Origin of the sequence: Tateyamaria pelophila, assembly GCF_019966495.1 — a bacterium.
In the GTDB taxonomy this organism is placed as follows: domain Bacteria; phylum Pseudomonadota; class Alphaproteobacteria; order Rhodobacterales; family Rhodobacteraceae; genus Tateyamaria; species Tateyamaria pelophila.
Genome location: NZ_JAIMIA010000014.1, coordinates 29126 through 54776, shown reverse-complemented (window position 1 = coordinate 54776; position 25651 = coordinate 29126). Strand labels below are relative to the sequence as shown.

The window sequence follows — 25651 nt, the reverse complement described above, 5'->3', positions numbered from 1 at the left end:
GCTAAACCAAATTTTCAAAGTGAGGCACCATGTCCGATCAACCGAACCTCCGCCAGGCCGCGCTGGACTATCATGAGTTCCCAAAACCCGGCAAACTCGAGATCCGCGCAACCAAGCCGATGGCAAACGGGCGCGATCTTGCGCGGGCCTATTCGCCCGGCGTGGCCGAGGCCTGCCTCGAAATCAAGGACGATCCCGCCAATGCCGCCCGCTATACCGCGCGGGGCAATCTGGTGGCGGTGGTCAGCAATGGCACGGCGGTTCTCGGGCTTGGTAACATCGGCGCGCTGGCCTCCAAACCGGTGATGGAGGGCAAAGCGGTGCTCTTCAAGAAATTCGCATCGATCGACTGCTTCGATATCGAAGTCGACGAAACGGACCCGGAGAAACTGGCCGATATCGTCTGCGCGCTTGAACCCTCTTTCGGTGCGATCAACCTCGAAGACATCAAGGCCCCCGATTGCTTTACCGTCGAGCGGATTTGCCGCGAGCGGATGAATATCCCGGTCTTTCACGACGACCAGCACGGTACGGCTATCGTCGTCGGGGCGGCGGCCAAGAATGCGCTCCACGTGTCCGGAAAACGCTTTGAAGATATCAAGATTGTCTCGACCGGCGGCGGGGCCGCCGGGATTGCCTGTCTCAACATGTTGCTCAAGATGGGTGTCAAACGCGAAAACGTCTGGCTGTGCGACATCCATGGGCTTGTCTACGAAGGCCGCGAAATCGACATGAATCCGGCCAAGGCGGCCTTTGCGCAGCCCAGCGACAAACGCACGCTGGACGACGTGATTGACGGCGCCGATCTGTTTCTGGGCCTGTCCGGACCCGGGGTGCTCTCTCAGGATCATGTGAAGAAAATGGCCAAGGCGCCGATCATTTTCGCATTGGCCAATCCCACACCGGAAATCCTGCCCGATCTGGCGCGCGAAGTGGCCCCGGATGCCATCATCGCCACGGGACGGAGCGATTTTCCCAATCAGGTCAACAACGTGCTGTGTTTTCCGTTCATCTTCCGGGGGGCGTTGGATGTCGGGGCCACGACCATCAATGACGAGATGCAACTGGCCTGTATCGAAGGGATCGCCGCCCTTGCGCGCGCGACGACCAGTGCCGAAGCGGCGGCGGCCTATCAAGGTGAGCATCTGACCTTTGGAGCCGAGTACCTGATTCCCAAACCCTTCGATCCGCGGCTTGTGAGCATTGTGAGTTCCGCCGTTGCCAAGGCAGCCATGGAGACAGGCGTGGCGACCCGACCCATCGACGACCTTGAGGCTTACAAGCGAAAACTGGATGGATCGGTGTTCAAGTCCGCTTTGCTGATGCGTCCCGTCTTCGAAGCCGCCCGCGCCCGGGCGCGCCGCATCGTGTTTGCCGAAGGCGAAGACGAGCGCGTTCTGCGTGCAGCCCAGGCCATGGTCGAGGAAACCACGGAACGCCCCATCCTGATCGGTCGCCCAGAGGTCATCGAGGCGCGCATCGAACGGGCAGGTCTGACGATCAGAATGGGCGACACCGTGGATCTGGTGAACCCGGAAAATGACCCCCGTTATCGCGATTACTGGGAAACCTACCATAGCCTCATGTGCCGACGCGGGGTGACCCCCGATCTGGCCCGGGCGATCATGCGCACCAACACAACGGCTATTGGTGCCGTGATGGTGCACCGCGATGAGGCGGACAGCCTGATTTGCGGCACATTTGGCGAATTTCGCTGGCACCTGAATTACATCACGCAAGTGTTGGGGCGTGAAGCGCGGCACCCGGTCGGTGCGCTCAGCATGATGATCCTCGAAGACGGCCCGCTGTTCATCGCCGATACGCAGGTGCATCTGCACCCAACGCCCGAAGAGATCGCGGAGATCGCGGTTGGGGCTGCCCGTCACGTGCGCCGGTTCGGGATCGAGCCGAATGTCGCATTCTGCTCGCAATCCCAGTTCGGGAATCAGGGGGATGGATCAGGCTGGCGGTTGCGCGAAGCGATCCGGATGCTGGATACACAGGGTCATGATTTTTGCTATGAAGGCGAGATGAACATAGATACCGCCCTCGACCCCGAATTGCGCAGTCGGCTGTTTCCCAGCAACCGGATGAAGGGGCCTGCCAACGTTCTGGTCTTTGCGCATGCGGATGCGGCGTCCGGTGTGCGCAATATCCTCAAGATGAAAGGCGGGGGTCTCGAAGTGGGTCCGATCCTGATGGGTATGGGTAACCGGGCACATATCGTGAGCCCGTCGATCACGGCACGAGGGCTTTTGAACATGTCGGCTGTCGCAGGGACGCCGGTTACACATTACGGATAAGTCTTGCGATTGTCCCGCCCAAGGCCGGGATCCTGTGCACGAATAAGTGAATGCTGTTCAATAATTTGTTGCACGACCAAAAGTTGATTCGATGTAATGTGATTTTGAGCAAAGACAGGAGACGTTTGAATGAGAATTGCAGTGTTGTTCTTGGTGGTCTTGTCGCTGGCCGCTTGCGCGGAGACGGCAAACCAGACGGAGGGGACATTCGTCTATAACGGCCGGGCGTTACCCACGGTGACACGTGAATTCGTGCGCAACGACGGGACAACATTTGAAAGGCGGTCCATTCAGCTTGGCGGGCGCAGTGTAACGTGCTCTGCGACCGACGATCAGGACTGCGTTGCGGCCATTCGCGACAGAAACCATTCAGGCAACCGATAGGGAACTGTTGCGAGCAACCAAGTTCGCGATTATTTTGGTTTAACACTCGATGGTAGGACCTGAAAATCCTTCATAGGGAAACAATTCATCAAAGTCAGGAGACGTTTGGATGAGATTTATCGCAGTATTTCTGATGGCGCTTCCGCTTTCCGCATGGGCGAAAACGATCAGCGAAACGGAAGGTACATTTGTCTATAACGACGAGACCTATAGTTCGGTCACACGCGAGTTGGAGCGCGCGGACGGCTCAACATATTCGATCCGCACCATTAAAGTAGGTGCACGTTTCGTTGACTGCTCTGCGACCGACGACGAGGACTGCGCCGGAGCCATTCGCGATGCCCGCTCGGAGGGGGACCGCTAACAGACCAAAGCACGCGTCATTTCACTAAATGGCGCTATTCCGTCACTGATTGCGCTCACACCTCTTGCCCCGGGCCCTTGCCCGGGCGTAACCCTTTGTGAGATCGAAAAGGTGGAGGAACGAACTCATGGGGTATCGCGCGGAATATGATCGCTGGAAGGCTGATCCAGAGGCGTATTGGCTAAAGCAAGCCGAAGCGATTGACTGGTTTGAGGCGCCTCAAAAGGCCTTGTTCGATCACGGCGACGGCTTGTACGAATGGTTCGCCGATGCAAAGGTCAACACCTGCTGGAACGCGGTGGACCGGCATGTGGAGGCCGGTCGCGGTGATCAGGTGGCGATCATTTACGATAGCCCCATCACCGGCACGCAGTCAAAAACCACCTATGCAGAACTCCAGGATCAAGTCGCTTCGCTAGCCGGGGCATTGGCCGCGCGCGGTGTGACCCTTGGGGACCGCGTTATCATTTACATGCCGATGGTGACCGAGGCGTTGGTTGCGATGCTCGCCTGTAGCCGTCTGGGTGCGGTGCATTCCGTGGTGTTTGGCGGCTTTGCTGCACATGAGCTGGCGGTTCGTATCGACGATTGCACGCCCAAGGCCATCATCGCGGCGTCTTGCGGGTTGGAGCCGGGCCGCATCGTTGCGTATAAACCCCTTCTTGAGGGGGCCATTGAGATGGCCGACCATAAACCCGAGTTCTGCGTCATTCTGCAACGCGAGCAAAACCCGTGTGACCTGACCGCGCTAGATGTCGATTGGCACGAATGCCAAGAGGGTGTGACACCAGCGGCGTGCGTGCCTGTCGCAGGGAACCATCCTGCCTACATCCTTTACACTTCCGGAACCACCGGTGCGCCCAAGGGGGTCGTCCGGCACACGGGCGGTCATTTGGTTGCCCTCAACTGGACCATGAAAAACATCTATCAGGTTGAGCCGGGCGAGGTGTTCTGGGCCGCGTCCGATGTCGGCTGGGTCGTGGGGCACTCCTACATCTGCTACGCGCCACTGGTGCATGGCAACACAACGATCGTGTTCGAGGGCAAGCCCGTCGGCACCCCCGATGCCGGTACGTTCTGGCGTGTCATCGAAGAACATGACGTCAAAAGTTTCTTTACGGCCCCCACGGCGATCAGGGCGGTCAAACGCGAAGACCCCAAGGGACTGGAGCGGCAAAAATATGACCTGAGCGGATTGCGGGCGCTCTATCTTGCGGGGGAGCGCGCGGATCCCGACACCATCGTGTGGGCGCAAGAGGTGTTGGGTGTTCCGGTTTACGATCACTGGTGGCAGACGGAAACCGGCTTTACCATTGCGGGCAACCCTGCGGGCCTCGAGGCCTTGCCGGTGAAAATCGGCTCTCCGACCGTCGCAATGCCGGGTTATGACGTGCAAATCCTGGACGAGGCAGGGCACCCCGTCGCGCCGGGCGAGTTGGGCGCGATTGCGATCAAGCTGCCACTGCCGCCGGGCACCTTGCCGACGCTGTGGAATGCGCATGATCGGTACAAGAAGTCCTATTTGCACGCTTTCCCCGGCTACTACGAGACGGGCGATGCGGGCATGATGGACGAGGACGGCTATTTGTATATCATGGCCCGGACCGATGACGTGATCAACGTGGCCGGCCATCGCCTGAGCACGGGCGCGATGGAAGAGGTTCTGGCCGGTCATCCGGACGTGGCGGAATGTGCGGTCATCGGGGTCAGCGACGCGCTCAAGGGCCAGGCTCCTGTCGGTCTTTTGTGTCTGACGAAGGGCGTAAACCGCCCGCATGAAGAGATCGTCAAAGAATGCGTGAAGCGCGTGCGGGATCAGATCGGGCCTGTGGCGGCCTTCAAACAGGCAATGGTCGTGGACCGGTTGCCCAAGACCCGATCGGGCAAGATATTGCGCGCTACGGTCGTCAAGATTGCCGATAACGAAGCGTTCAAGATGCCTGCCACCATCGACGACCCGGCAATCTTGGATGAGATCAAGCTTGCCTTGCAAGCGCTGGGCTACGCCAAGGGCTAAGCGCTTTCTCGCGTCGGCAAACCGGATATGTGGCCGTTTTTATGTCACTTTTCTGCACAAGATCACGCATGCCAGGTGAAGATTGGCATGCGCATTCACCGTATCGCACGCAAATTTGCTTGATCCATCGGCCTTTCATTGGCAGCTTGGCGGCAGCCTGCTCGTCGTTTTAGGTGGGTGGGACAGAGAATTAAGGTTTCAGATACGTGCCACTTTCCAAGACAGCATTGGTCAGGATCGCTGAAAAAGTCCGAGCTGGTGACCGTCTGGATATCGAGCTGGTCGAGCCGTTTCTGACTCACAGCTTTCCGGAAACCACCAGCTTTGCGCGTTTCATGCTCAGAGTCGCTGGCTGGCTGACCCTGTTCTTCGCGTCGGTCCTCGTGATATTTCCGGAGGTCGGCGAATACCTGATCAGCGTGCTGCCCGGATTTTTCTTGCTGCCCGAGCGGTTGGCAAAGGCGCTGGATTACGTCTGGGGGTTGGTTGGCAAGCCAGTTGGCAAACAGCATCTGATGTACCATCTGCCGAATATTCTGATCTATGCCTTCGGCGTGGCGGGAATTCGGCAGTTGTGGCGCAAGATCAATAAAAACAACTGGAAAGACCGGGTTTATGATGCTCAGGAAAAACTGAGAAAGGCAATTGATGAGGGCAACGGCCGGTTCAATTTCCCATCCGGCTTTTCATTGCTGTTTGCCGGTGACGGGGATCAGGTCGCCAAGAGCCTTGTGGTCGATAACCCGACCATCGGTCCGACACTCTCTTCGTCGCGGCCGCTTTACACAAATCTTTGGGGCAAGTTCATCAGTGCGGACGGGGACGAAGGATTCGTGCGGGCTCTGGATCAGTTCAATACACAGGATGCGGGCGAATACATGCTGTTTCCCGTGGTCGACGAACACCTTTTTTTGCCGGGGCCGCAGGAATACGATGCGGCGCCGCACCGGGTCGAAATCGCGGTGCAGCGCATTCGTGAATACGAAAAAGAGGTTGGCTGGGCCCAGAAAAGCATCGTCATCGTCGGCGACAAGGAGCAACGCAGCCAGTTTGTCACCTCGTCGATCGATGGTAGAGTGGCCTCTCCGAATGATGAGGTCAGCTTGCGCACGATCGAGGCCGAGTACGAGGGGGTCACGGTCGCTGATCCTACAGATATCACGCTGCGGCGCATTATCGAGATTGCGGATGGCCGCCAGATTTTCTTTCGGGCATCCAATCAGGGCGCTGAGAAATATAGTGCCGAGTTTTACCGTCGGCTGGCCTTGTTGGGATATCAGTCGACCCGCGAAGAAAATCTTGTGGTCGGGTATGACATTTCTGATCTGGAGACCGAACATCAGGTCGTCTCGCGGAAACACACGGCCTACCTTCCGGTGATCCTGTCGCGGGATGTGTACGACTTGCTCTCCAAGAGCTACCTGCGGGACGGCAGCTTTATCTTCGTGCCTGCATTGGTAAAGCGGGAACTGCAAAGGATCGTGGACGGTCCAGGCACATAAACGGTCATGCGCCGGGCCTGGAGATGTTTTCCGATGGCAATCAGATATTCGGGTTCGGGGCCAGGACATCCGATGTGATGTCATTGATATCGTCCAGACCAAGCTGCGCCAGCGTGATACTGACCTCATCCGCCAGCAGGTCGGTCATTTCCGTCAGGCCCCGTGCGCCACCGGCCGCGATGGCAAAGGAAAACGGCCGCCCGAGGAACACGAAATTTGCACCCATGGCATAGGCTTTGACGATATCTTCACCGCTTCGAATACCGCTGTCATAGAACAGTGTCATGTCCGGACCCACGGCGGCGCGGATGTCGCGCAACGCGAGGATCGCGGGCTTTGCACCGTCCAATTGACGCCCTCCGTGGCTCGAGACCTGAATGGCGTCGACCCCGGCGGTATGCAGGCGTTTCGCATCTTCGACACTGACGACCCCTTTGACGACGAGGTTGCCTTTCCAGTCGTCACGTATTTGGGCCAGCGTGTCCCAAGTGGCCGCCGCCCGGCTTTCGGTGCGGTCGAATTCGCCATGTTCGCCGCCGAAATTTGCCATTTCGGGCTTGCCCATCATGACCTGCGGAATGGACCACAGAGGATGGCAGGCAAAGTCTATGAATTGCCGTGGGCCGATGCGGAACGGCATCTTGAACCCGCGCCGCAGCTCGCGCGGACGGCGGCCGACTTCGGGGACGTCGACAGTCAGTACAAGGGTCTCATAGCCGGAGGCTTTGGCGCGCGCCACAAGCCGGTTCGATCCTTCCATGGCTCCGCTGAGATAAAGTTGGAACCAGGCGTGGCCTTGTGACAATTCGATCATTCGTTCCAGCGACGTGGAGGCGACCGTCGAGACACCGACGGGGATCTTGTGTTTCGCCGCCAACCCGGCCAGCAAGATATCCGCCTTGGGAGACGACAGGTTGCACATGCCCATCGGTGCGATCCCGAAGGGCAAACCGGCCTGCTTGCCGAACAAGGGCGTCGTGATATTGCGGTGCTGTACATTCTTCAGAATCCGCGGCTGCAACCAAAGGGCGCGGAGCAAGTCGCGATTGAGCCGCTCGGCATATTCCGTCCCGGCCGCGCCGTCGATATAGTCGAACACCATCCAGGGAAGCCGCCGACGCGCGATCCGGCGAGCATCTTCGAACGCGTGTATGGTGTTGTCGAAAATCATGGTCTGAGGCCTTTGCCGAAGAAGCGCCCCGTTGGAGACGTCTGGAGGGTGTTGGAGAAGCGCGTTTTAGGGCAGCGGCACCAGCAGCACGAATTTGAACAGCGAAAAGAAAGCGACCATCGTTACCGCCCCTGAAACCCAATAGAGCAAGACCGTGCCGACGCTCCAGCGATCATGCATCGCCGCAATCAAGCCGCCTGCAAAGGCTATCGCTCCGGCGGGGAGGAACCCAAGGTAAGGCATTGTAAAACAGGCAAGAAACATCGCTGCGATCAGCAGGCAACGCCGCCACCAGACGCCATCGCCGAACCCGCCCTCATCCGAGGGTTTGAGGAACCGCGTAACTAAGGAAATACTGGCGGTGATGATCAGGATGATCGCTACGGTTTGTGGAAAAACCTGGCTGTCGCGATCCGTGTACCCGGTTGTGTCGTAAAGGGTCACGACACCCGCGATGACAAAGAAGAAAGAGACGAGCAAAGATCCCATTTGACCTTGCGAATTGGCTTCGGGCGCATTGATCATTGGTTGGTCTTCCTCGCAGTTTTGCGGTGTTTGCGCTCCAGAAAGAGCGGCAGGAACAGTGTTATCAGCGTGAAGGCCAGGATGCCCTGAGAAATGGGGCGGCCAAAGAACATGCCTAAGAGGTTGTTCGTTGCGGCACCGATGGTCCAGCCCTGAACAAATCCCTGCTCTGCAATCGGGCCCAGAATGAGGCCCAGCACAATCGGTGAGGCTTTGAAGCCAAAGCGGGCGACCACCCAGCCAAAAACACCCAGCGACAGCATGATGAACACGTCCGAGACGCTGTTGTGGATGGCGAAAGTTCCGATGATCGTCATGAAACCAACGGCAGGGACGAGCACCGCCTTGGGGATCGAGACGATGGATTTGTACGCATAGCGCCCAATCAGCAAGCCTGCAGGCAGCATCAGGATGGTTGCGATGATCAGCCCGTAGATGAAGGTATAAACGATGGAACCGCTTTGCGAGAACATCGACGGTCCGGTGCGCACCCCCTGAATGAGCAGGGCACCCAGAACAATTGCATCCGGTGGCGTTCCGGGTATGCCCAGAACGAGCGTCGGGATGAACCCGCCGCCCACGGTCGCGTTGTTCGCGGACTCGGTGGCCAGAATGCCATCTGGTTCGCCTTCGCCGAATTTCTGTCCGGGTTTCGCTGTCCGTTTCGCCTCGGAATAGGCAACAAGTCCGGCGACGGACCCACCGGCACCGGGCAAGATCCCCACCACCGTGCCAATCACTGAGGAGCGCACAAGATTGAATTTTGACTTCATCGCGATGCGATAGGCTTCGCCGATACGCACGGATTTGACGTCGTCTTCGACCTTCAGGTGCCGGTCGGGTACGGCGACCAGGTCGATCAGCACCGGGATGCAATAGAGCCCGATCAATGCGCCCACCACACCAAAGCCGCCGATGAGAACCTGACTGCCAAAGGTCAGCCGGATATCTGCCGAAATCTCGGCCACGCCCACGGTGGACAGGATCATGCCGAACGCGCCGCCCGCCAACCCTTTGGCCAGGTTGCCATCCGACAGCGATGCGATCAGCGACAGGCCAAAGACAGAGAGCCAGAAATATTCAACCGGGCCGAAAGCCAATGCGACCTTGGACAAGGGCGGGGCCAGAAAGAGCAGCGCAATCGCCCCGACCATGCCCCCGAAAACCGAGGCAAAACAGGCCAATGCGACGGCCAGATCGCCATCGCCCCGTTTGGCCATGGGGTAGCCATCAAAGGTTGTGGCAATCGCAGACGGCGTGCCGGGGGTGTTGAGCAGGATGGCGGAATATGCACCGCCGTAGATGGCACCGGTATAGATGGCGCCCAGCAGGATCAGCGCGGAGGCAGGTTCCATGCTGAATGTAATCGGCACCAGCACGGCCAGTGCCATCGTGGCGGTTAACCCGGGGATTGATCCGACGACCGTTCCCGCAATGACCCCAAACAGGGCCAAGCCCAGGTTGAGCGGCGTGAGGGCCGACAAAAAATGACCGAACTCCATTGTCATCCCTTCCCTGGGTTAACCGCTGACTTTTAGTTGATCAGACCGGCTTCGCGGGCATCTGCCAGATACTCTTCGGTGCGGGCGGCGATGAAATCATCCATGTCGTCGGCGTTGACGTCCAGCAAGGCAAATCCGCCGTCCAACATCTTTTGCCGGAACGCTGGGTCTGCATTGATTTCGCCTATCATGTCGGACCACATTTTGGTGGTTTCCGCACTGGCGGTGTTTGGCAGAGCGATACCGCGATATGCGCCGCCCACCATGTCATAGCCGAGTTCCTTGAAAGTCGGCACATCCGGGAAGAGCGGGTGGCGTTCCTCCATGGCTACGGCCAGCAACCGCACAGCTTCGCCCTGAGTGGCACCGACCGTGGTGTAGCCCCACTGCGCCTTGACCTGATTGCCAAGCAGCGCGGTCACGGATGCACCCGTTCCCTTGAACGGAACATAGGTTGTGCGCGCACCGGTCATCTTGTCGAATTTTATCTGCGCCAGGTGGTTTGCGCTGGCCTTGCCGGATCCCGACATGGTCACCTGACCGGGGTTCGCCTTGGCATCATCCACCAGATCGGCAAGCGTCTCATAGGGGCTGTCTGCTGCTACGACGATAGCATCGGGCGTGAAGTGGAACATGTAGAAGGTGTTCAGATCCTCTGTGGTGAACCCAACTGCCTTTTGTGCTGGCTGGATGATGATATGCGGCAGGTTCACACCCATGATGGTCTGTCCGTTGCCGTTCAACCCGTTGAGCGACGCCCAGCCCACGGCACCGCCGCCGCCCGGCTGATAGGAAACCACCAGATCCTCGCCAAACTTGTCTTTGAAATAGGGCTGTTGCAGCCGGGCAGAGATATCGGATTCACCGCCGGGTCCGAAGGGAATGATGTAGTTTACCGGGCCGTCGAGTTCGGCCTGTGCAACGGTGCCGAATGTCGCGGCAAGCGCAAAGGCGGCCCCTATTTTCAGGATTGATCGTCTCAGCATGTTGTTCCTCCCTAATGCTGGTATGTCGCGTCTGTCCGGGCCGTGTCAGGCCCGTACAGCCTTCGTGAACCTGTCCTTGATGACGACGGGGTCCATTGTGATGAAGGGCAGTTTGATATTGCCACTGTCGCATTTCAAAACGATCACAGTCATCTTCTTGCTGTCAATGGCCACGTGCGGAACCCTGCCGGTGTCACCGTCACGAAACTCTCACGGCCGCAGGCCGCCGCGACGGCTTCCCGTACATTTCTTTTGTCCGCGTAGGTCGGTTGATCGCCGGTGGAGCCGTAGGGCCCGTTGTCGATGATCATCAGGAAGGCCTTTCGGGTTGGGGCGTGTGCCACCATTTTTTTGATCTTAAAATTTCCTTCACGCGAGTCATATTTTTTTGACCCTTCGTAAAGCTTGTGTTTACTTTGGCCGACAATGCTTCAACTGCAATCCGTATCTAAGCCCGTATGACGATCTCGCTCTTCAAGACTCTGATCGCGATCTCGGAAAGTGGCAGCTTCAGTGCTGCCGCTGAAACGGTGTGCGTGACACACGCCGCCGTCGGGCAACAGATGAAGCGGCTGGAAGACTCGTTGGGCGTCAAGCTGTTTGACCGGTCGGAAAAAACGCCACGCCTGAACCAGCTTGGCAGGGCATTCGTCCCAAAAGCGAAAGCGGTCGTGTTTGCCTATGATACCATTCTTGACGATCTGACGGGTGATCCTCGCATGATCGGTGAGCTTATCCTTGGGGCCGTTCCTTCGACCATCCACGGATTGATACCGAAAGCTTCCAAGCGGTTGCTTCAATTGTATCCTGATCTGCACATCCGCATCGTCCCCGAGCTTTCGCCGAGATTGCTTGAGCTTGTGGAACAGGGGGTTCTGGACGCCGCCGTCATGAGCGAACCGCTGCGGGTGCAGGACAATCTGAACTGGACACCGTTTTTCGAGGAAGAACTTGTTTTGCTAACCGCGCGTGAGGTGATGGAAACGGACCCGCGCAAAATCCTCGCGACGATGCCGTATATTCGTCATACCCGTCAGGCGTCCGTCGGCATGCTGGCCGAAGAATGGCTGTCCACGCAAAAGGTGAAGGTGAATGATGCCATGGAAATGGGTTCGCTTGAAAACCTCGCCAGCATGGTGGCGCATAATCTGGGCGTCTCTGTTGGCCCAAATATCTGCGTGCCTGATCCGATATTCCGGCAACTCAGGAAAATATCGTTGGGGGCGGAAGCGCCGTCTCGGACATTGGGCATTCTGACGCGCGCGGATTGTTCCAAACTGCGCTTGGTGGAAAAGCTGTTGGAGCAGATCGAAACTGTCGTGGCGCAGGCCGCAGAGACAGAAAAACCCTAAAGAGTGTCTTTAGGAAACTTCAAAAAACAATGATTTGCCGAAGTTATGCTTTCGTTGAACAATGGCGGCAGATTGTTCAATGGGAAGTGTTCTCCATGTCGTCCAGCTTTAATGCACCGGGGTCACAGGTGTTGCATGATCTCAAGGCGGTCGTGGGGGATGAGGGGTGGAAACCTGCGGCCGACGGTGCGCGATATTTTGAGGACCCCCGTGGGCGTTTCAAAGGCCGTGCCAGCCTGATCGTCCTGCCAGATAGCACCGAACAGGTCGCTCAGGTCGTGCGGATTTGCAATGACGCCAAGGTCGGCATCGTCCCGTTCAGCGGTGGAACCGGCGTTGTGGCGGGGCAAATGTCCGTCGATAGCGACGCGGCCATCGTTTTGTCGCTGGAGCGCATGAACAAAGTGCGTGAGGTGTTGATCGACGATGGTGCCATCGTGGTTGAGGCGGGGTGTATTCTGGAAAACATCCACCACAGCGCCAGCGCCCATGATCTGATGTTTCCGCTTAGCATGGCCTCCAAGGGCAGCTGTTGTATTGGTGGAAATCTGGCGACGAATGCGGGGGGCATTCAGGTCGTCCGGCACGGTAATGCGCGCGATCTTTGCCTTGGTATCGAAGCGGTCTTGCCGGATGGGTCGATTTACAGTGCCCTGAGCCCGCTGCGCAAGGACAACACCGGATATGATTTGCGGCACCTGTTGATCGGAAGCGAAGGCACGCTGGGGATCATTACAGCGGCCACGTTGGTGCTCAAGCCGGTTGATCCGGAGACGGTGACTGTCCTGTGCGCCATCGCGTCGCCCGGCGCCGGGCTGGAGCTTTACAAGCATATCCGCAAGCAGTTGGGGGAGAGTATTTCGGCGCTGGAACTGATGAGTGATTTCGGACTCCGGCTTGTCACCACGCATTTCCCTGCTCTGTCCATCCCTTTCACGGAGGATCACGACTGGTATCTATTGTTGGAGGCCAGTGGCCCGACAGGCATACGGGACCGGTTGGAAGAGGTGCTGGAGGCGTGTCTTGAAGGCGAATTGCTGTTCGACGCCGTCGTCGCCCAATCCCAAACCCAGCAGAAAAGCTTGTGGGATTTGCGCGAAAACACTCCCGAAGCGAACCGGGCTGGGGGCGCGTTTTGCAACAGCGACACATCGGTGCCGATCAGCAAAGTGGGCGCCTTCATCGCACAAACCACGCGCATGATTCACGATATCCATCCCGGCCTGCGGATGAACACGTACGGACATATCGGGGATGGCAATATTCATCACAATGTGCTGCCACCGGAAGGCATCTCCAAGTCTGAATTCGTCGCGACCCATCCGGAAATTGTGAAAGCCGTGCGTATGGCCATCAACGAGGCCACGCGGATGTTCGATGGCTCCATCAGCGCAGAACACGGTATTGGAAGGCTCAAGACCGAAGATCTTGAACTTTATGCCAGCCCGGAAAAACAAGCGCTGCTGCGCCGGATCAAGTCCGCCCTGGATCCCAACAACATCATGAACCCGGGCGCAATGATGACAGACGGCCCTGCGCATTGATGTCAGCCACCTGACGATGAAACGGCAGATGTCCGAGCGTGTTGGCGGATCAGATTGCCGCGCTACAACCCTTCAGCAACCTTGCGCAGTTCGAATTTCTGTATTTTGCCGGTCGATGTCTTGGGCAATTCCTGAAACACGACGCGTTTGGGTGACTTGAACCCGGCCAGCGTCTCACGGCTGAAGGCAATCAGGTCGGCCTCCGTCGCCGCGCTGCCCGGCTTGAGTTCCACAAAGGCACAGGGCACCTCGCCCCATTTTGCGTCCGGTTGGGCAACGACCGCCGCAAGGTTCACGTCCGGGTGGCCCATCAACACCCCTTCGACCTCCACCGAGCTGATGTTTTCACCGCCCGAAATGATGATGTCCTTGGCCCGGTCTGCAATCTGGATATAGCCATCGGGATGCTGAACCGCGATGTCGCCAGAGTGAAAATACCCACCGGCAAAAGCCTCTGCCGTGGCATCCGGGTTCTTCAGATAACCTTTCATGACTGAATTGCCGCGGATCATGATCTCGCCTTGCGCGGTCGCGTCCATCGGTATCTGGGTCATATCGGCGTCCATCACCGTGATATCGTCCATCATCGGAAAGGCGACGCCCTGGCGCGCCTTGATCGCCGCCCGCTCGCCATGCTCCAGACCGTCCCACTCATCGTCGCGCCAGATACATTCGGTTACGTGCCCATAGGTTTCGGTCAATCCGTAGACTTGGGTGACGTTAAAGCCCAATCCTTCGATCTTGCCCAACGTGGCAGGGGCAGGGGGCGCACCCGCCGTGAAGACTTCCACGACATGGTCAAAGGCGCGGCGGTCCGCTTCGTCGGCGTTCACGATCATGTTCAGCACGATGGGCGCTCCGCCAAAATGGGTCACGCCCTCGTCCGCGATGGCATCATAAATCGGTTTGGCTGCGATTTCGCGACAGCAGACGACCGTGCCGCCCAGCAACGGCATCATCCACGTATGGTTCCATCCATTGCAATGAAACAAGGGAACGATGGCAAGATAGACCGGGTGCAATTGCATCCGCCACGAAATCACGGTGCCCATTGTCATGAGGTAGGAGCCGCGATGATGCGTCACGACGCCCTTGGGGCGGCCCGTTGTGCCGGAAGTATAATTAAGGGCGATGCTCTCCCATTCATCCTCCGGCATGATCCAGTCAAAGTCAGGGTCGCCGCCCTCTAGAACATCCTCATATTCCGTATGCCGACCGGTGGCGGGCCATCCGTGGGCGGCATCAGCCACTTCGATGATGATCGGTGCCGCACCGTCGATCCGGGCGATCGCGTCTTCCGCCAAGGTGATAAACTGTGTATCGACCAGAACCACTTTCGCGCCACCATGCTCAAGGATGTAAGTCACTGTCCCGACGTCAAGGCGCATGTTGATCGTGTTCAACACGGCGCCACAGGCGGGCACGCCGAAGTGCGCTTCGGCCTGCGCCGGCAGGTTGGGGATCAAGGTGGCGACCACATCCCCCGGTTTGACATCCATCGCCGCAAGCGCGGAGGCGAGGCGCGAACACCGGGCATAGTATTCGGCATAGGTGACGCGGTGTGCGCCATACACAACAGCAGGCCGTTCTGCAAAAACATGTGCTGCGCGCCGCAAATGAGACAAAGGGGTCAACGCTACATAGTTTGCAGCCGTTTTATCCAGACCAGTTTCGTCGGCCATCCAGCCCATTGCAGTTTCCTCTCAACCCGGTGCATTCAGCCAAAAACTATGCCGGACTGTATGGCAATTGGAAAGAGAGGATACGGGGCAGATTCCAAGGTGGGTTTGTCGACCCGAAATGCGCACCAAGACCCACCAAGCCAGGGTTCATCATTTGCTGATCGGGGAATACTCCACCGGCACCCATGGACGCGGACGGCCCAGCGGATACACTGGGGGTATGATCCTGTCTCCCGGCCGAAAGTATATCTTTGTCCATGCGCCCAAAACCGGTGGCACAGCGATGGCCTTGGCGCTCGAAGCGCGCGCGATGAAAGACGACATCATGTTGGGAGACACGCCCAAGGCGCTCAAGCGGAGGCGGCGGCTCAAGGGCATCAAGACCCGTGGGCGGCTTTGGAAGCACAGCACGCTCTCGGACATTGATGGATTGGTGCCTTCGCTGGATGGTCTCTTTGCCTTTACGCTGGTGCGCAACCCCTGGGACCGGATGGTCAGCTATTATCACTGGCTCAAGACGCAGCGGTTTCAACATCCGGTTGTGGAATTGGCGTCGGGGCTGCCATTTGATAGTTTCGTACAATCCGCAAAAGTGCGCGCGTCGATGCGCGCAAGCCCCGCGCGGCACTATATGACGGACGCGACGGGGGTGGATCGGGGCGATGCCTATATTCGGATCGAAGCTTTGAAACAGGACGGAGCGCCGCTTTGGGCGCATCTGGGATTTGAGTTGGACTTGCCCCGCGTCAACGCATCCGAGCGTGATGCGGACTATCGAAACTACTATACCGCCGCTGCCCGGCAGGCTGTCGCCGAGGATTGTGCGGAAGATATCGCGCGCTTCAAATATACCTTCGACTAACACATGGAACTTATGTCCGAGTGGCATTTCGAACGGTACAGAGCCCAATCCGAGAGCGGGCAAAGACCCGTCGGCAAACCCGCTGCGCTTTGCAAGCGACGCGCAAACGACAGTTTGACGTGGTCCCGAACCACAAAATAGCGGCGTCGCGCGCAACTGTCCTTCTTTATGCCCGTATGCGTGTATAGTGCCCATCCGAGGGGAGACACCATGCGGATCCAGAACTTTACTACCAGCCGTCTCAGCATCACGTCATGGCGCACGATCGTTCAGGGGCCAAAGCAGCGCGCTGCCCTTGAACAGGACCTTGCACTTATCCTGACGCCGAACGTGTTGGCTCCCTTGCCTGAACCGCTGCGCTTGCCGCGCGGGGCAGGTCAGATTGCCGATTGGGTTCGGGCCCGCGAGGCCGAAAGCGATGTCTATTCGGTCACACATCTTGGCACGGGTGTTCTGCTCGGCTTGCTGATCCTGGCGCATGATGGCCCACAGAATGTGCATCTGGGGTATATGCTGGCCGATGCGGCCTGGGGCAGGGGCTATGCCACCGAAGTGGTTTGGGGCCTGCTGGAGGCCACGCCGAAGGGGCAGGGAGTCGTGTATGTTGCCGGTGTGGGCGTTGCCAACCCTGCCTCTTCGAGTGTCTTGTTGAAAACCGGCTTTGTCCTGTCACCGCAGATGTCGAGCCTCGATACCCGGGTTTACACGCAGGTTGTTGCCTAGTGATTTGCCGAAGAACGCAAGACGCCGCCGACTGGTTTCGGCGGCGTCCAGATTTGGCATGGGTTCGGTCTTTATCAGGCTGCTGCGGACGCGTTTGATCCAAACCGACCGTAAAAGCTCTGTCCCTTTGCGGCCATTTCGCGCAGCAGATCGGGGCATTTGAACCGCTCGCCGAACTTGGCTTCCAATTGATCACACCGTTCGGCGGCGTAGGGTGTGCCAATGATGTCAAGCCAGCTGAACGGGCCGCCGGACCAAGGAGCAAAGCCCCAGCCCAGGATCGCGCCCACGTCGCCCTCGCGGATGTCCATCAACACACCTTCTTCCAACGCGCGCACCGCTTCGAGCACCTGGCTGAACAACAGGCGGTGCTGCACTTCGGTCAGATCAGGTTGATCTTCGGCGGCAGGGTATTTTTCGCCCAGACCCTCCCAAAGCCCGATGCGCTTGCCCTTGTCGTCATAGCTGTAAAAGCCGGCATTTGCCTTGCGCCCCAGACGCCCTTCGGCCTCCAACCAGAAGATCAGGTCATCTGCGCCGGATTTGGGGTAGGCGTCACCCATGGCCGCCATGGTGGCGCGTGCGATTTTCGCACCAAGGTCGATGGCCGTTTCGTCAGTCAGTTGCAGCGGACCTAGCGGCATGCCGACCAATTTGGCGGCGTTTTCGATCAGAGCGGGTTCAACGCCTTCGGTGACCATCCGCGCGCCTTCGTTCACGTAGGGAATGATGCAGCGGTTGGCATAGAAGAACCGCGCGTCGTTGACGACGATCGGTGTTTTCCTGATCTGGCGGACGTAGTCCAATGCCTTGGCAACCGCGCGGTCCCCGGTTTTGGCGCCCTTGATGATCTCGACCAGCAACATTTTTTCGACCGGCGAAAAGAAGTGGATACCGATGAACTGCTCTTGATTGTGCGACGCCTTGGCCAGATCAGAAATCGGCAAGGTCGAGGTATTGGACGCAAAGATACAATCCTCGGGGATGATCGCTTCGACCTTTTGGGTGATCTCGGCCTTGATTGCGGGATCTTCGAACACGGCTTCGATGATCAGGTCGCATTCTTTCAACGCGTCCAGATCAGGGGTTGCGGTGATCAGGCCCAACATGGCGTCGGCCTTTTCCTGCGTGACCTTTTTGCGCGCCATACCCTTTTCGAGATATTTCTCTGTGTAGTTTTTACCCCGATCGGCGGCCTCCTGATCGCGGTCGATCAAAACCACCTCGATGCCCGCTTGTGCGGAGACAAGCGCAATCCCGGCACCCATCAGGCCCGCACCCAGAACGCCCAGTTTCTTGACCCGTTGATCCGGCACACCTGCTGGGCGCACAGCGCCTTTTTCAAGTGCTTCCTTGTTCAGAAACAAGGACCGGATCATCGCGCCCGAGGATGGGTTCAGCAGCACGTGGGTGAACCAGCGCGCTTCGATCTTTAGGGCGGTGTCGAAGGGAACGAGGGCCCCTTCGTAAACGGCACTCAGCAAGGCCTTGGCCGCAGGGTAAACGCCTTGAGTCTTGCCGTTGACCATCGCGCTGGCACCGACGAAGGTCATGAACCCGGCCGGATGATAGGGCGCGCCGCCGGGCATTTTGTAACCCTTGGCATCCCAAGGTTTAACAAGGTCCGCATCCTTGGCGTTCAGCACCCATGCGCGGGCGGCGGCCACGGGGTCGTCCACCACCTCGTGGATCAGACCTGCACGTTTGGCAGCGTCCGGGTTCGACAGCTTGCCTTCGAGCAAAAACGGCGAGGCGGCCATTGCACCCAGCATCCGCGCGAGGCGGGTTGTCCCGCCAGCACCGGGAAAGATACCGACAAGAATTTCCGGCAGACCCAGACGCGCCTTGGGATTGTTGGCGACAAAGGTGCGGTGCGTGGCGAGCGGCAATTCCAGTCCGATCCCGACGGCAGTACCCGGGATCGCGGACGCGACCGGCTTGCCACCCTTTTGGGTTTTCGGGTCCATGCCCGCCAGCTCGATCTTGCGCAGCAGCCCGTGCATTTTCATCGTGCCGTCAAACAAACCCTTGGCGGGATCATCGCCGGCGCTTTCCTTCATCTTGGCCAGCAGGTTCAGGTCCATGCCGCCTGCAAAGGTGTCCTTGCCGGAGGTGATCACGATCCCCTTGATGGCATCATCCGACAAAGCGTCGTCGATCAGATCGTTCAAAAGGGCAAGCCCTTCGAAAGACATGACATTCATGGATTTATCGGCAACATCCCATGTGATGGTCGCAACGCCCTCGGCGTCCTTGTGCATGGTGAAATCGGTCATTGATGATCTCCCTTCTTCGGAGTGTCTTGGGGTATGTCTTCGATTGCAGCCCGGGTTTGAGCCGACCAGTTGAGGTGACCGATGGCACGCATGACGGTGGTCGCGCGCCAAATGCCATCTTCGCGGCGCAGGGTTAAAGACGCCTCCCACGGGGGGACAACATGATTGCCCCTGTTCATGATATGCGTACGATATGTCCCGACCATATGGTCGTCATCAATCAACTCTGCGGTTTTTGCTTCGCGGATGATGTCCGTGACACCGTGGGTTTTGAATTCGCGCTGATAGGCTTCGAAATCCCGCCGCATCTCGTCCCTCGTGGTAAAGGTCTCGACCCCGTGGCGTGAGACCAGTTGAAATGGCAGGCTGCACGCATTTAGCCAGGCGTCCGCGTCACCGGATAGAAACGCGGCACTGATCCGATCCAGAATGGTTTGGAAGAGCTTGAGCCGCTTGTCTTGTGCGGACACGTCTTTCGTCAAGCTGTCGCCTTCTGTCTGGCTGACCCAGTTCGGGATCAATTGCCAATCTGCAGAACACAGAACTGAGTCGCTCAATGTTGCCCGCCAATGCCCATCCTTTGACCGGTACAGGCCAAGCCTGGTTACATAGGGCGATATCACTTCCTTGTCTCCGGACATGACACGGCTGGTGTGGTGGCCAATGATGTGATCCGCGTTCAGAAACTGCGCTGAGTCGCAGACTCGCGACATATCGGTGACGCCGTATTGCTCGAGCTGTTCCGCGAAGTTGTTGACGGAGCGGGCGACGTCGGATTTGTCTTTGCAAACAATCATGCCGTCCATGACGCGGATCTCATAGGGAAACTCCACGTATTCGGCAAAGGCCGCCGGATCGCGCGACATGACAGCGGCTGTCATGCCATCGAGCGTCTCCTGATAGATTTGGCGGGCATTGCGCACTGGACTACACCCGCTCGATGATTGTCGCGGCTCCCATACCGGAGGCGATACACAGGGTCGCAAGGCCGACTTCCTTGTCTGCGCGTTCCAATTCGTCCAGCAAGGTTCCGATGATGATGGCTCCGGTGGCGCCCAGCGGGTGACCCATGGCGATGGAGCCACCGTTTACGTTGACTTTGTCATGGTCCACGTTGAAGGCCTGCATGAAGCGCAGCACGACTGAGGCAAAGGCTTCGTTGACCTCGAAAAGGTCGATGTCACCGATGGCCATACCAGTGTCCTTGAGGATTTTCTCGGTCACGGGCACCGGGCCTGTCAGCATGATGGTGGGATCGGTGCCGATCTTGGCCGTGGCGCGGATGCGCGCGCGCGGCTTGAGGCCCCATTTCTCGCCGAACTCTTTGTTGCCGATCAAAACGGCGGCGGACCCATCGACAATACCGGACGAGTTTCCCGCGTGGTGGATGTGATTGATCCGCTCAAGGTGCGGATACTTCATCAACGCGACCTTGTCGAAGCCGGGCATAACCTCGCCCATGGCTTGAAACGCCGGGTTCAGACCACCCAGGCTTTGCATGTCGGTCTGGGGGCGCATGTATTCGTCATGGGCCAGAATGGGCAGGCCGTTGATGTCGGTGACCGTGATGACGGATTTACCGAAGCGGCCTTCATCCCAGGCGGCCTTGGCGCGCTGTTGCGAGGCGACGGCCAATGCGTCGGCGTCATCCCGGCTGAAGCCATATTCAGTTGCAATAATGTCTGCGCTGATGCCCTGAGGCACGAAATACGTTTCCATCGCGAGAGAGGGGTCAACGGCGATGGCCGCCCCGTCGCTGCCCATGGCCACACGGCCCATCATCTCGACGCCCCCGGCGATGTAGCCGTCACCTGCGCCTCCCTTGACCTGGTTGGCGGCCAGGTTCACCGCTTCCATCCCGCTTGCACAAAAGCGGTTGATGGCGAGACCCGGTATGCGCTCATCCAGGTCGGAGGCCAAAACCGCAGACCTTGCCAGACAGCCACCTTGCTCCATCACTTGGGTTACGTTGCCCCAAATGACATCCTCGACCGCATGCCCTTCGAGGTTGTTGCGATCCTTGATCGCGTTCATGGTCAGGGCGCTGAGGCGCAGGGCGGTCACTTCGTGCAGGCTTCCGTCCTTGCGGCCCTTGCCACGAGGCGTGCGCAGAGCATCATAAATATAGGCTTCGGTCATGGTTTCGTGTCCTTTTGCCGTCGGCAGTCTTGTGCGAGTTCTAAGCATCAGATGGGGTGGACCGGTTGGTCCAATCAAGGGTGACGTTGCGGCTCTTTGCGTAAACTGTAACGTCCTACGCCCGATCGGCGGGCGAACCTGGCATGAGGTCGTAGGGGCTCTTCCACCCGGGAAGGTTTTCTATGTTGCTCAACCATCGATCGATGTTTGGCCAGTCCACGCGATCAAAACCAAATGGTTCAGGATAGAAAAGATAGCCGCAGCAACTGATGTCGGCGTTGGTTATATCCTTTCCCACAAACCAGTCACGACCCGCGAGGTGGGCGTCCAGCACAGCGAAGGCGGCCTTCAGTCGTCCCTGATTAAAGGCGATCACCTCGTGCGGGCGCTTGTCTTCGGGCAAAAAATTCATCAGGAAACGGATCATACCAGCCATAGAACTGAGCTTGTGGTTGTCCCACAAGGTCCAGCGCAAGACTTCATATCGATCGTCCCCTTCACCACCGAACCGGCCCGTTTTATCCGTGACGTATTGCTGGATCACGCCTGATTGGCTCAACCGCCTGTCGCCGTCGATCAAAAGCGGCGCTTCCCCCATGGGATTCAAATCACGGTATGCATCAGACCGCGTTTCGCCATTGAAGAAATCGACGAAGACCGGCTCCCACGCTGACCCGGACAATTCCAGAGCCAAAGCGGCTTTGTAGGAATTTCCGCTTTCACCAAAGCAGTGCAATTTGAGGGTCATGTGGTCTGGCCTTTTCGCTGGTTATGGTTGATGGGGCAGAACCGGGGGTTTCACACCCCCGGACCCCCGTGGAGTTTATTCCGCAAGATGAAGCGGGATCAGTTTACCGCGCATTAAGGTTAATGCGTGACGGTGTGGGTGCAGGGCAGGCTGGAGAGCTGAGCCCTGTGCAAGGTGAAGCCCCAACGTCCCGCCCAACAGGGTCAATCCCGATCAAGGGCCGGACGGCGGGGCGGATCGTGTGCATTGATCCTTCATTCATCTTGCCCGGCAAACTCTCCCCGAAGGGCCAGGATGCAACACGCTTATCTGTCTGACGCATCAGAACGCCCTCGCAATCAGTTCCTTCATGATTTCGTTGGTACCGCCATAGATCCGCTGAACCCGGGCATCTGTCCACATCTCACCAATCGCGTATTCCTGCATGAAGCCATAGCCGCCGTGCAGTTGCAGGCATTCGTCCAGCACCCAGGCTTGCGTATCGGTGGTCCAGTATTTGCACATGGCGGCTTTGTCGACGGTCAACGCGCCGCGCAAATGCTCGACCATGCATTCATCAAAAAACGCCCGGCTGACCATGGTTTTGGTCTTGGCCTCGGCCAGTTTGAAACGAGTGTTCTGGAACTGCATGATGGGGCCACCAAAGGCTTCGCGTTCCTTGGCATATGCAATCGTGCGCTCCACCGCACCTTCCATAGCGCCCACCGCCGAGCAGGCGATGATCAGCCGTTCTTGGGGAAGTTGGCTCATCAATTGGACAAAGCCTTGCCCTTCTGCGCCACCAAGGATGTTTTCCGGCGTGATTTCTACATTGTCAAAGAAGAGCTCGGACGTATCGGATGCATGCATCCCGATCTTTTCCAGATTGCGCCCACGTGCAAAGCCCGGGGCATCATCGGTTTCGACGACAACCAAAGAGATCCCTTTTGAACCCAGTGACGGATCAGTCTTGGCCGCGACGATGATCAGATTGGCGTGCTGTCCGTTGGTGATGAACGTTTTTTGCCCCGAAAGCCGGTAGGCGTTGCCGTCCCGCAAGGCGCGGGTTTTGATGGCCTGAACGTCCGAGCCGGTAGAGGGCTCTGTCATGGCCAGCGCACCCACAAGCTCCCCTGTTACCATCTTGGGCAACCATCGCGCTTTTTGTTCCTCGGTCCCATAGGCCAGCACGTAATGTGCGACGATACCGGAATGTATTCCGTGGCCCCAGGCGGCGAGATTTGCACGCGAGGCTTCGATCAGGATCGCGGCTTCATGGCCGAAGTCGCCTCCCGCGCCGCCATATTCTTCGGGGATCGAGGGGCAGAGCAGTCCCAGCTCTCCGGCTTGCGCCCAGGTCGAGCGGTCCATTTCGCCCTGTTTGCGCCAGCGGTCGAAGTGGGGAGCCCATTCGTTTGTGATGAACTGGGCCGTCATGTCGGCGATCATCTGGTGTTCGTCGGTCATCCAGCCGGTTTGATCCGCGTTCATATCTTTCATCTAACTCCTCCCCAAAGTGCGTTTCAGTGTGTTCGGCCGTCTGGTGCGATGGCGCGCCGCTCCAAGTGTGTCTTCAGGCTCTTGCGCTTCATCACGTGTTGTCGCCTTCGCATGAAAACGACAGTGCCGCCTTTTCGTTTAGACCTGCGCCACGCGCGCAACTTGTGACGCTGCGTTCGCGCTCAGCGGACATGGCAACAGAAAAGAGCCGTGTTACAAAAAGCCCGTTTTCCATAGTGGTTCTCACGCAAAATGGAGGGGGCGGTCCCCCTCCACATCAGCTTAGAAGTTGGCGGCGTCGAGCGCCATCACCGTTTCACTCCCCGATTGAATTCGGGTCAGGTGAAGCGCTGTCGCCGGCAATTGACGCGCCATGTAGTAGCGCCCCGTGGCCAGCTTGGTTTCAAAGAACGCAGGATCGGATGTGCCATTTGCCAACGCGGTGCGCGCCGCTTTGCCCATGCGGGCCCACATCAGGCCAAGGCAGACGTGCCCGAACATGTGCATGAAGTCATAGGAACCTGACAGCGCGTTGTTGGGATTCTTCATCCCTTGTTGCATGAAATACATGCCCGCAGCTTGCAGATCCTTGGAGGCGGCTTTCAACGGGTCAAGGAACTCCTTGTCGTAAGCTTCGTCCTGCCCTGCGTTTTCCTTGATGAAGGTTTTGACCAGATCGAAGAAGGCCATCACGTGTTTGCCGCCATCCTGGGCCAGCTTGCGCCCGACGAGGTCCAGCGCCTGAATGCCGTTCGCCCCTTCGTAGATCATCGCGATCCGGGCATCGCGGGTAAATTGCGACATGCCCCATTCTTCGATGTAGCCATGGCCGCCGTAAACCTGCTGCGCCTTGATCGTATTGTCATATCCGACATCCGTCAGAAACCCTTTGATCACGGGTGTGAGCAAAGATACGATCCCGTCTGCATCCTTGTCGCCCGCGCGGTGGGCCGCGTCGATCATGGTGGCTCCCCACAGCACGAAGGCCCGCGCGCCTTCGGCAAAGGATTTCTGATCCATCAGCGACCGTCGGATATCCGGGTGCACGATCAGCGGGTCGGCTGGACCATCCGGGTTCTTTACACCGGTCACGTCCCGCCCTTGCAGCCGGTCCGTGGCATATTCGAGCGCGTTCTGGTAGGCGACCTCTGCCTGCGACAGGCCTTGCATGCCAACGCCCAGACGTGCCTCGTTCATCATCGTGAACATCGCGCGCATGCCTTTATGCGCGTCGCCGATCAGATAACCGGTTGCACCGTCGTAATTCATGACGCAGGTCGAGTTGCCGTGGATCCCCATTTTCTCTTCGATGTTGCCTACTGCGACGCCGTTGCGTGCACCCAGGGATCCATCTTCGTTCACAAGTATCTTTGGAACAATGAACAGGGACACGCCCTTGATGCCTTCAGGGCCACCAGCAATTTTGGCCAGAACGAGGTGGATGATGTTGTCCGCCATGTCGTGTTCCCCGGCGGAGATAAAAATCTTCTGTCCGGTGATTTTGTAGCTGCCGTCGTCCTGTGGTTCGGCCTTGGTCCGCATCAGCCCCAGATCGGTGCCGCAATGCGGTTCGGTCAAATTCATCGTCCCTGTCCATTCGCAGCTGACCATTTTGGGCAGGTAGGTTTCCTTTTGCTCCTGCGAGCCGTGCGCCAGAATGGCAGATGCCGCACCATGGGTCAGGCCCTGATACATGGTGAAGGCCATGTTCGAGGACGAAAACATCTCGCCTACTGCTGAGCCGATAACGACGGGCATGTTCTGGCCGCCAAACTCTTCGGGCATGTCCAGGCCGGGCCATCCGCCTTCCTTGACCTGCTCGAACGCTGCCTTGAAACCGGTCGGTGTATAGACCACGCCATTTTCCAGACGGCAGCCTTCCTTGTCGCCCACCGCGTTCAATGGCGCGAGAACTTCGGAGGACAAGCGACCGGCTTCTTCGAGGATGGCAGAAGTGAAATCGGCTTCCAGTTCATCATATCCCGGTATGTCGCTCGCGGTGATATTAAGCACATCGTGCAGGATGAACTGCATGTCTTTGGTTGGCGGTGTATAACTAGGCATCGTCTTTTCCCTCAGGTGTCTTGCCGCT

General features: G+C 58.2%; 20 protein-coding genes and 1 pseudogene. 9 read left to right on the top strand and 12 right to left on the bottom strand.

What is annotated here, in order from left to right:
- Positions 1-29 precede the first annotated feature (29 nt).
- From LC354_RS07030 to LC354_RS07010, 5 genes are all read left to right on the top strand, one after another.
- On the top strand, positions 30-2303 hold the full coding sequence (locus LC354_RS07030; RefSeq protein ID WP_223422377.1) for an NADP-dependent malic enzyme: 2274 nt from the start codon (positions 30-32) through the stop codon (positions 2301-2303).
- A 129-nt stretch (positions 2304-2432) separates the two neighbouring features.
- Complete coding sequence (locus LC354_RS07025) at positions 2433-2687, top strand: hypothetical protein (RefSeq protein ID WP_223422375.1); 255 nt, start codon at positions 2433-2435, stop codon at positions 2685-2687.
- Positions 2688-2796: 109 nt separating this feature from the next.
- Positions 2797-3051 carry a hypothetical protein gene (locus tag LC354_RS07020; protein WP_223422374.1) on the top strand — a complete coding sequence of 85 codons (255 nt, stop codon included), beginning with the start codon at positions 2797-2799 and terminating at the stop codon, positions 3049-3051.
- Between the two features lie 127 nt (positions 3052-3178).
- Positions 3179-5068 carry a propionyl-CoA synthetase gene (locus LC354_RS07015; protein WP_223422372.1) on the top strand — a complete coding sequence of 630 codons (1890 nt, stop codon included), beginning with the start codon at positions 3179-3181 and terminating at the stop codon, positions 5066-5068.
- Between the two features lie 206 nt (positions 5069-5274).
- On the top strand, positions 5275-6570 hold the full coding sequence (locus LC354_RS07010; protein WP_223422371.1) for a hypothetical protein: 1296 nt from the start codon (positions 5275-5277) through the stop codon (positions 6568-6570).
- 40 nt (positions 6571-6610) lie between these two features.
- Here LC354_RS07010 and LC354_RS07005 read toward each other — a convergent pair whose 3' ends face one another.
- The 5 genes and pseudogenes from LC354_RS07005 to LC354_RS06985 all read right to left on the bottom strand — a co-directional run.
- On the bottom strand, positions 6611-7741 hold the full coding sequence (locus LC354_RS07005) for an alpha-hydroxy acid oxidase (RefSeq protein ID WP_223422369.1): 1131 nt from the start codon (positions 7739-7741) through the stop codon (positions 6611-6613).
- A 66-nt stretch (positions 7742-7807) separates the two neighbouring features.
- Positions 7808-8266, bottom strand: coding sequence for a tripartite tricarboxylate transporter TctB family protein (locus LC354_RS07000; protein WP_223422367.1), 459 nt, complete (start codon positions 8264-8266; stop codon positions 7808-7810).
- On the bottom strand, positions 8263-9768 hold the full coding sequence (locus LC354_RS06995; RefSeq protein ID WP_223422365.1) for a tripartite tricarboxylate transporter permease: 1506 nt from the start codon (positions 9766-9768) through the stop codon (positions 8263-8265). Before LC354_RS06995 ends, LC354_RS07000 begins: the two co-directional genes overlap by 4 nt.
- Positions 9769-9800: 32 nt before the next feature.
- Positions 9801-10754 (bottom strand): Bug family tripartite tricarboxylate transporter substrate binding protein, encoded by a 954-nt coding sequence (locus LC354_RS06990; protein ID WP_223422363.1) that lies wholly within the window; start codon positions 10752-10754, stop codon positions 9801-9803.
- A gap of 45 nt (positions 10755-10799) precedes the next feature.
- A pseudogene (locus LC354_RS06985) lies at positions 10800-11068 on the bottom strand (sulfopyruvate decarboxylase subunit beta); the annotation flags it as partial.
- Positions 11069-11212: 144 nt separating this feature from the next.
- Between LC354_RS06985 and LC354_RS06980 the strand changes: the two are divergent.
- Positions 11213-12106, top strand: coding sequence for a LysR family transcriptional regulator (locus LC354_RS06980; RefSeq protein ID WP_223422361.1), 894 nt, complete (start codon positions 11213-11215; stop codon positions 12104-12106).
- A 95-nt stretch (positions 12107-12201) separates the two neighbouring features.
- Positions 12202-13650 (top strand): FAD-binding oxidoreductase, encoded by a 1449-nt coding sequence (locus LC354_RS06975; protein WP_223422359.1) that lies wholly within the window; start codon positions 12202-12204, stop codon positions 13648-13650.
- 62 nt (positions 13651-13712) lie between these two features.
- On the opposite strand, the gene LC354_RS06970 is transcribed toward LC354_RS06975, so the two are convergent.
- Positions 13713-15341, bottom strand: coding sequence for an AMP-binding protein (locus LC354_RS06970; protein ID WP_223422357.1), 1629 nt, complete (start codon positions 15339-15341; stop codon positions 13713-13715).
- Between the two features lie 211 nt (positions 15342-15552).
- On the opposite strand from LC354_RS06970, the gene LC354_RS06965 reads away from it, so the two are divergent.
- Positions 15553-16194, top strand: coding sequence for a sulfotransferase family 2 domain-containing protein (locus tag LC354_RS06965; RefSeq protein ID WP_223422407.1), 642 nt, complete (start codon positions 15553-15555; stop codon positions 16192-16194).
- Between the two features lie 210 nt (positions 16195-16404).
- Complete coding sequence (locus LC354_RS06960; RefSeq protein ID WP_223422355.1) at positions 16405-16917, top strand: GNAT family N-acetyltransferase; 513 nt, start codon at positions 16405-16407, stop codon at positions 16915-16917.
- A gap of 74 nt (positions 16918-16991) precedes the next feature.
- Here the strand turns inward: LC354_RS06960 and LC354_RS06955 are convergent, their stop codons facing one another.
- From LC354_RS06955 to LC354_RS06930, 6 genes are all read right to left on the bottom strand, one after another.
- Positions 16992-19193 (bottom strand): 3-hydroxyacyl-CoA dehydrogenase NAD-binding domain-containing protein, encoded by a 2202-nt coding sequence (locus LC354_RS06955; protein ID WP_223422353.1) that lies wholly within the window; start codon positions 19191-19193, stop codon positions 16992-16994.
- Positions 19190-20116, bottom strand: coding sequence for a nuclear transport factor 2 family protein (locus LC354_RS06950; protein ID WP_223422351.1), 927 nt, complete (start codon positions 20114-20116; stop codon positions 19190-19192). Before LC354_RS06950 ends, LC354_RS06955 begins: the two co-directional genes overlap by 4 nt.
- Positions 20117-20120: 4 nt before the next feature.
- Complete coding sequence (locus LC354_RS06945) at positions 20121-21332, bottom strand: acetyl-CoA C-acetyltransferase (RefSeq protein ID WP_223422349.1); 1212 nt, start codon at positions 21330-21332, stop codon at positions 20121-20123.
- 115 nt (positions 21333-21447) lie between these two features.
- Positions 21448-22080, bottom strand: coding sequence for a glutathione S-transferase family protein (locus LC354_RS06940; RefSeq protein WP_223422347.1), 633 nt, complete (start codon positions 22078-22080; stop codon positions 21448-21450).
- Between the two features lie 321 nt (positions 22081-22401).
- Positions 22402-23550 (bottom strand): acyl-CoA dehydrogenase family protein, encoded by a 1149-nt coding sequence (locus LC354_RS06935; protein WP_223422405.1) that lies wholly within the window; start codon positions 23548-23550, stop codon positions 22402-22404.
- A 291-nt stretch (positions 23551-23841) separates the two neighbouring features.
- A complete protein-coding gene (locus LC354_RS06930) occupies positions 23842-25623 on the bottom strand; it encodes an acyl-CoA dehydrogenase C-terminal domain-containing protein (protein WP_223422345.1) in 1782 nt (593 codons plus the stop codon).
- Between the last annotated feature and the right edge of the window lie 28 nt (positions 25624-25651).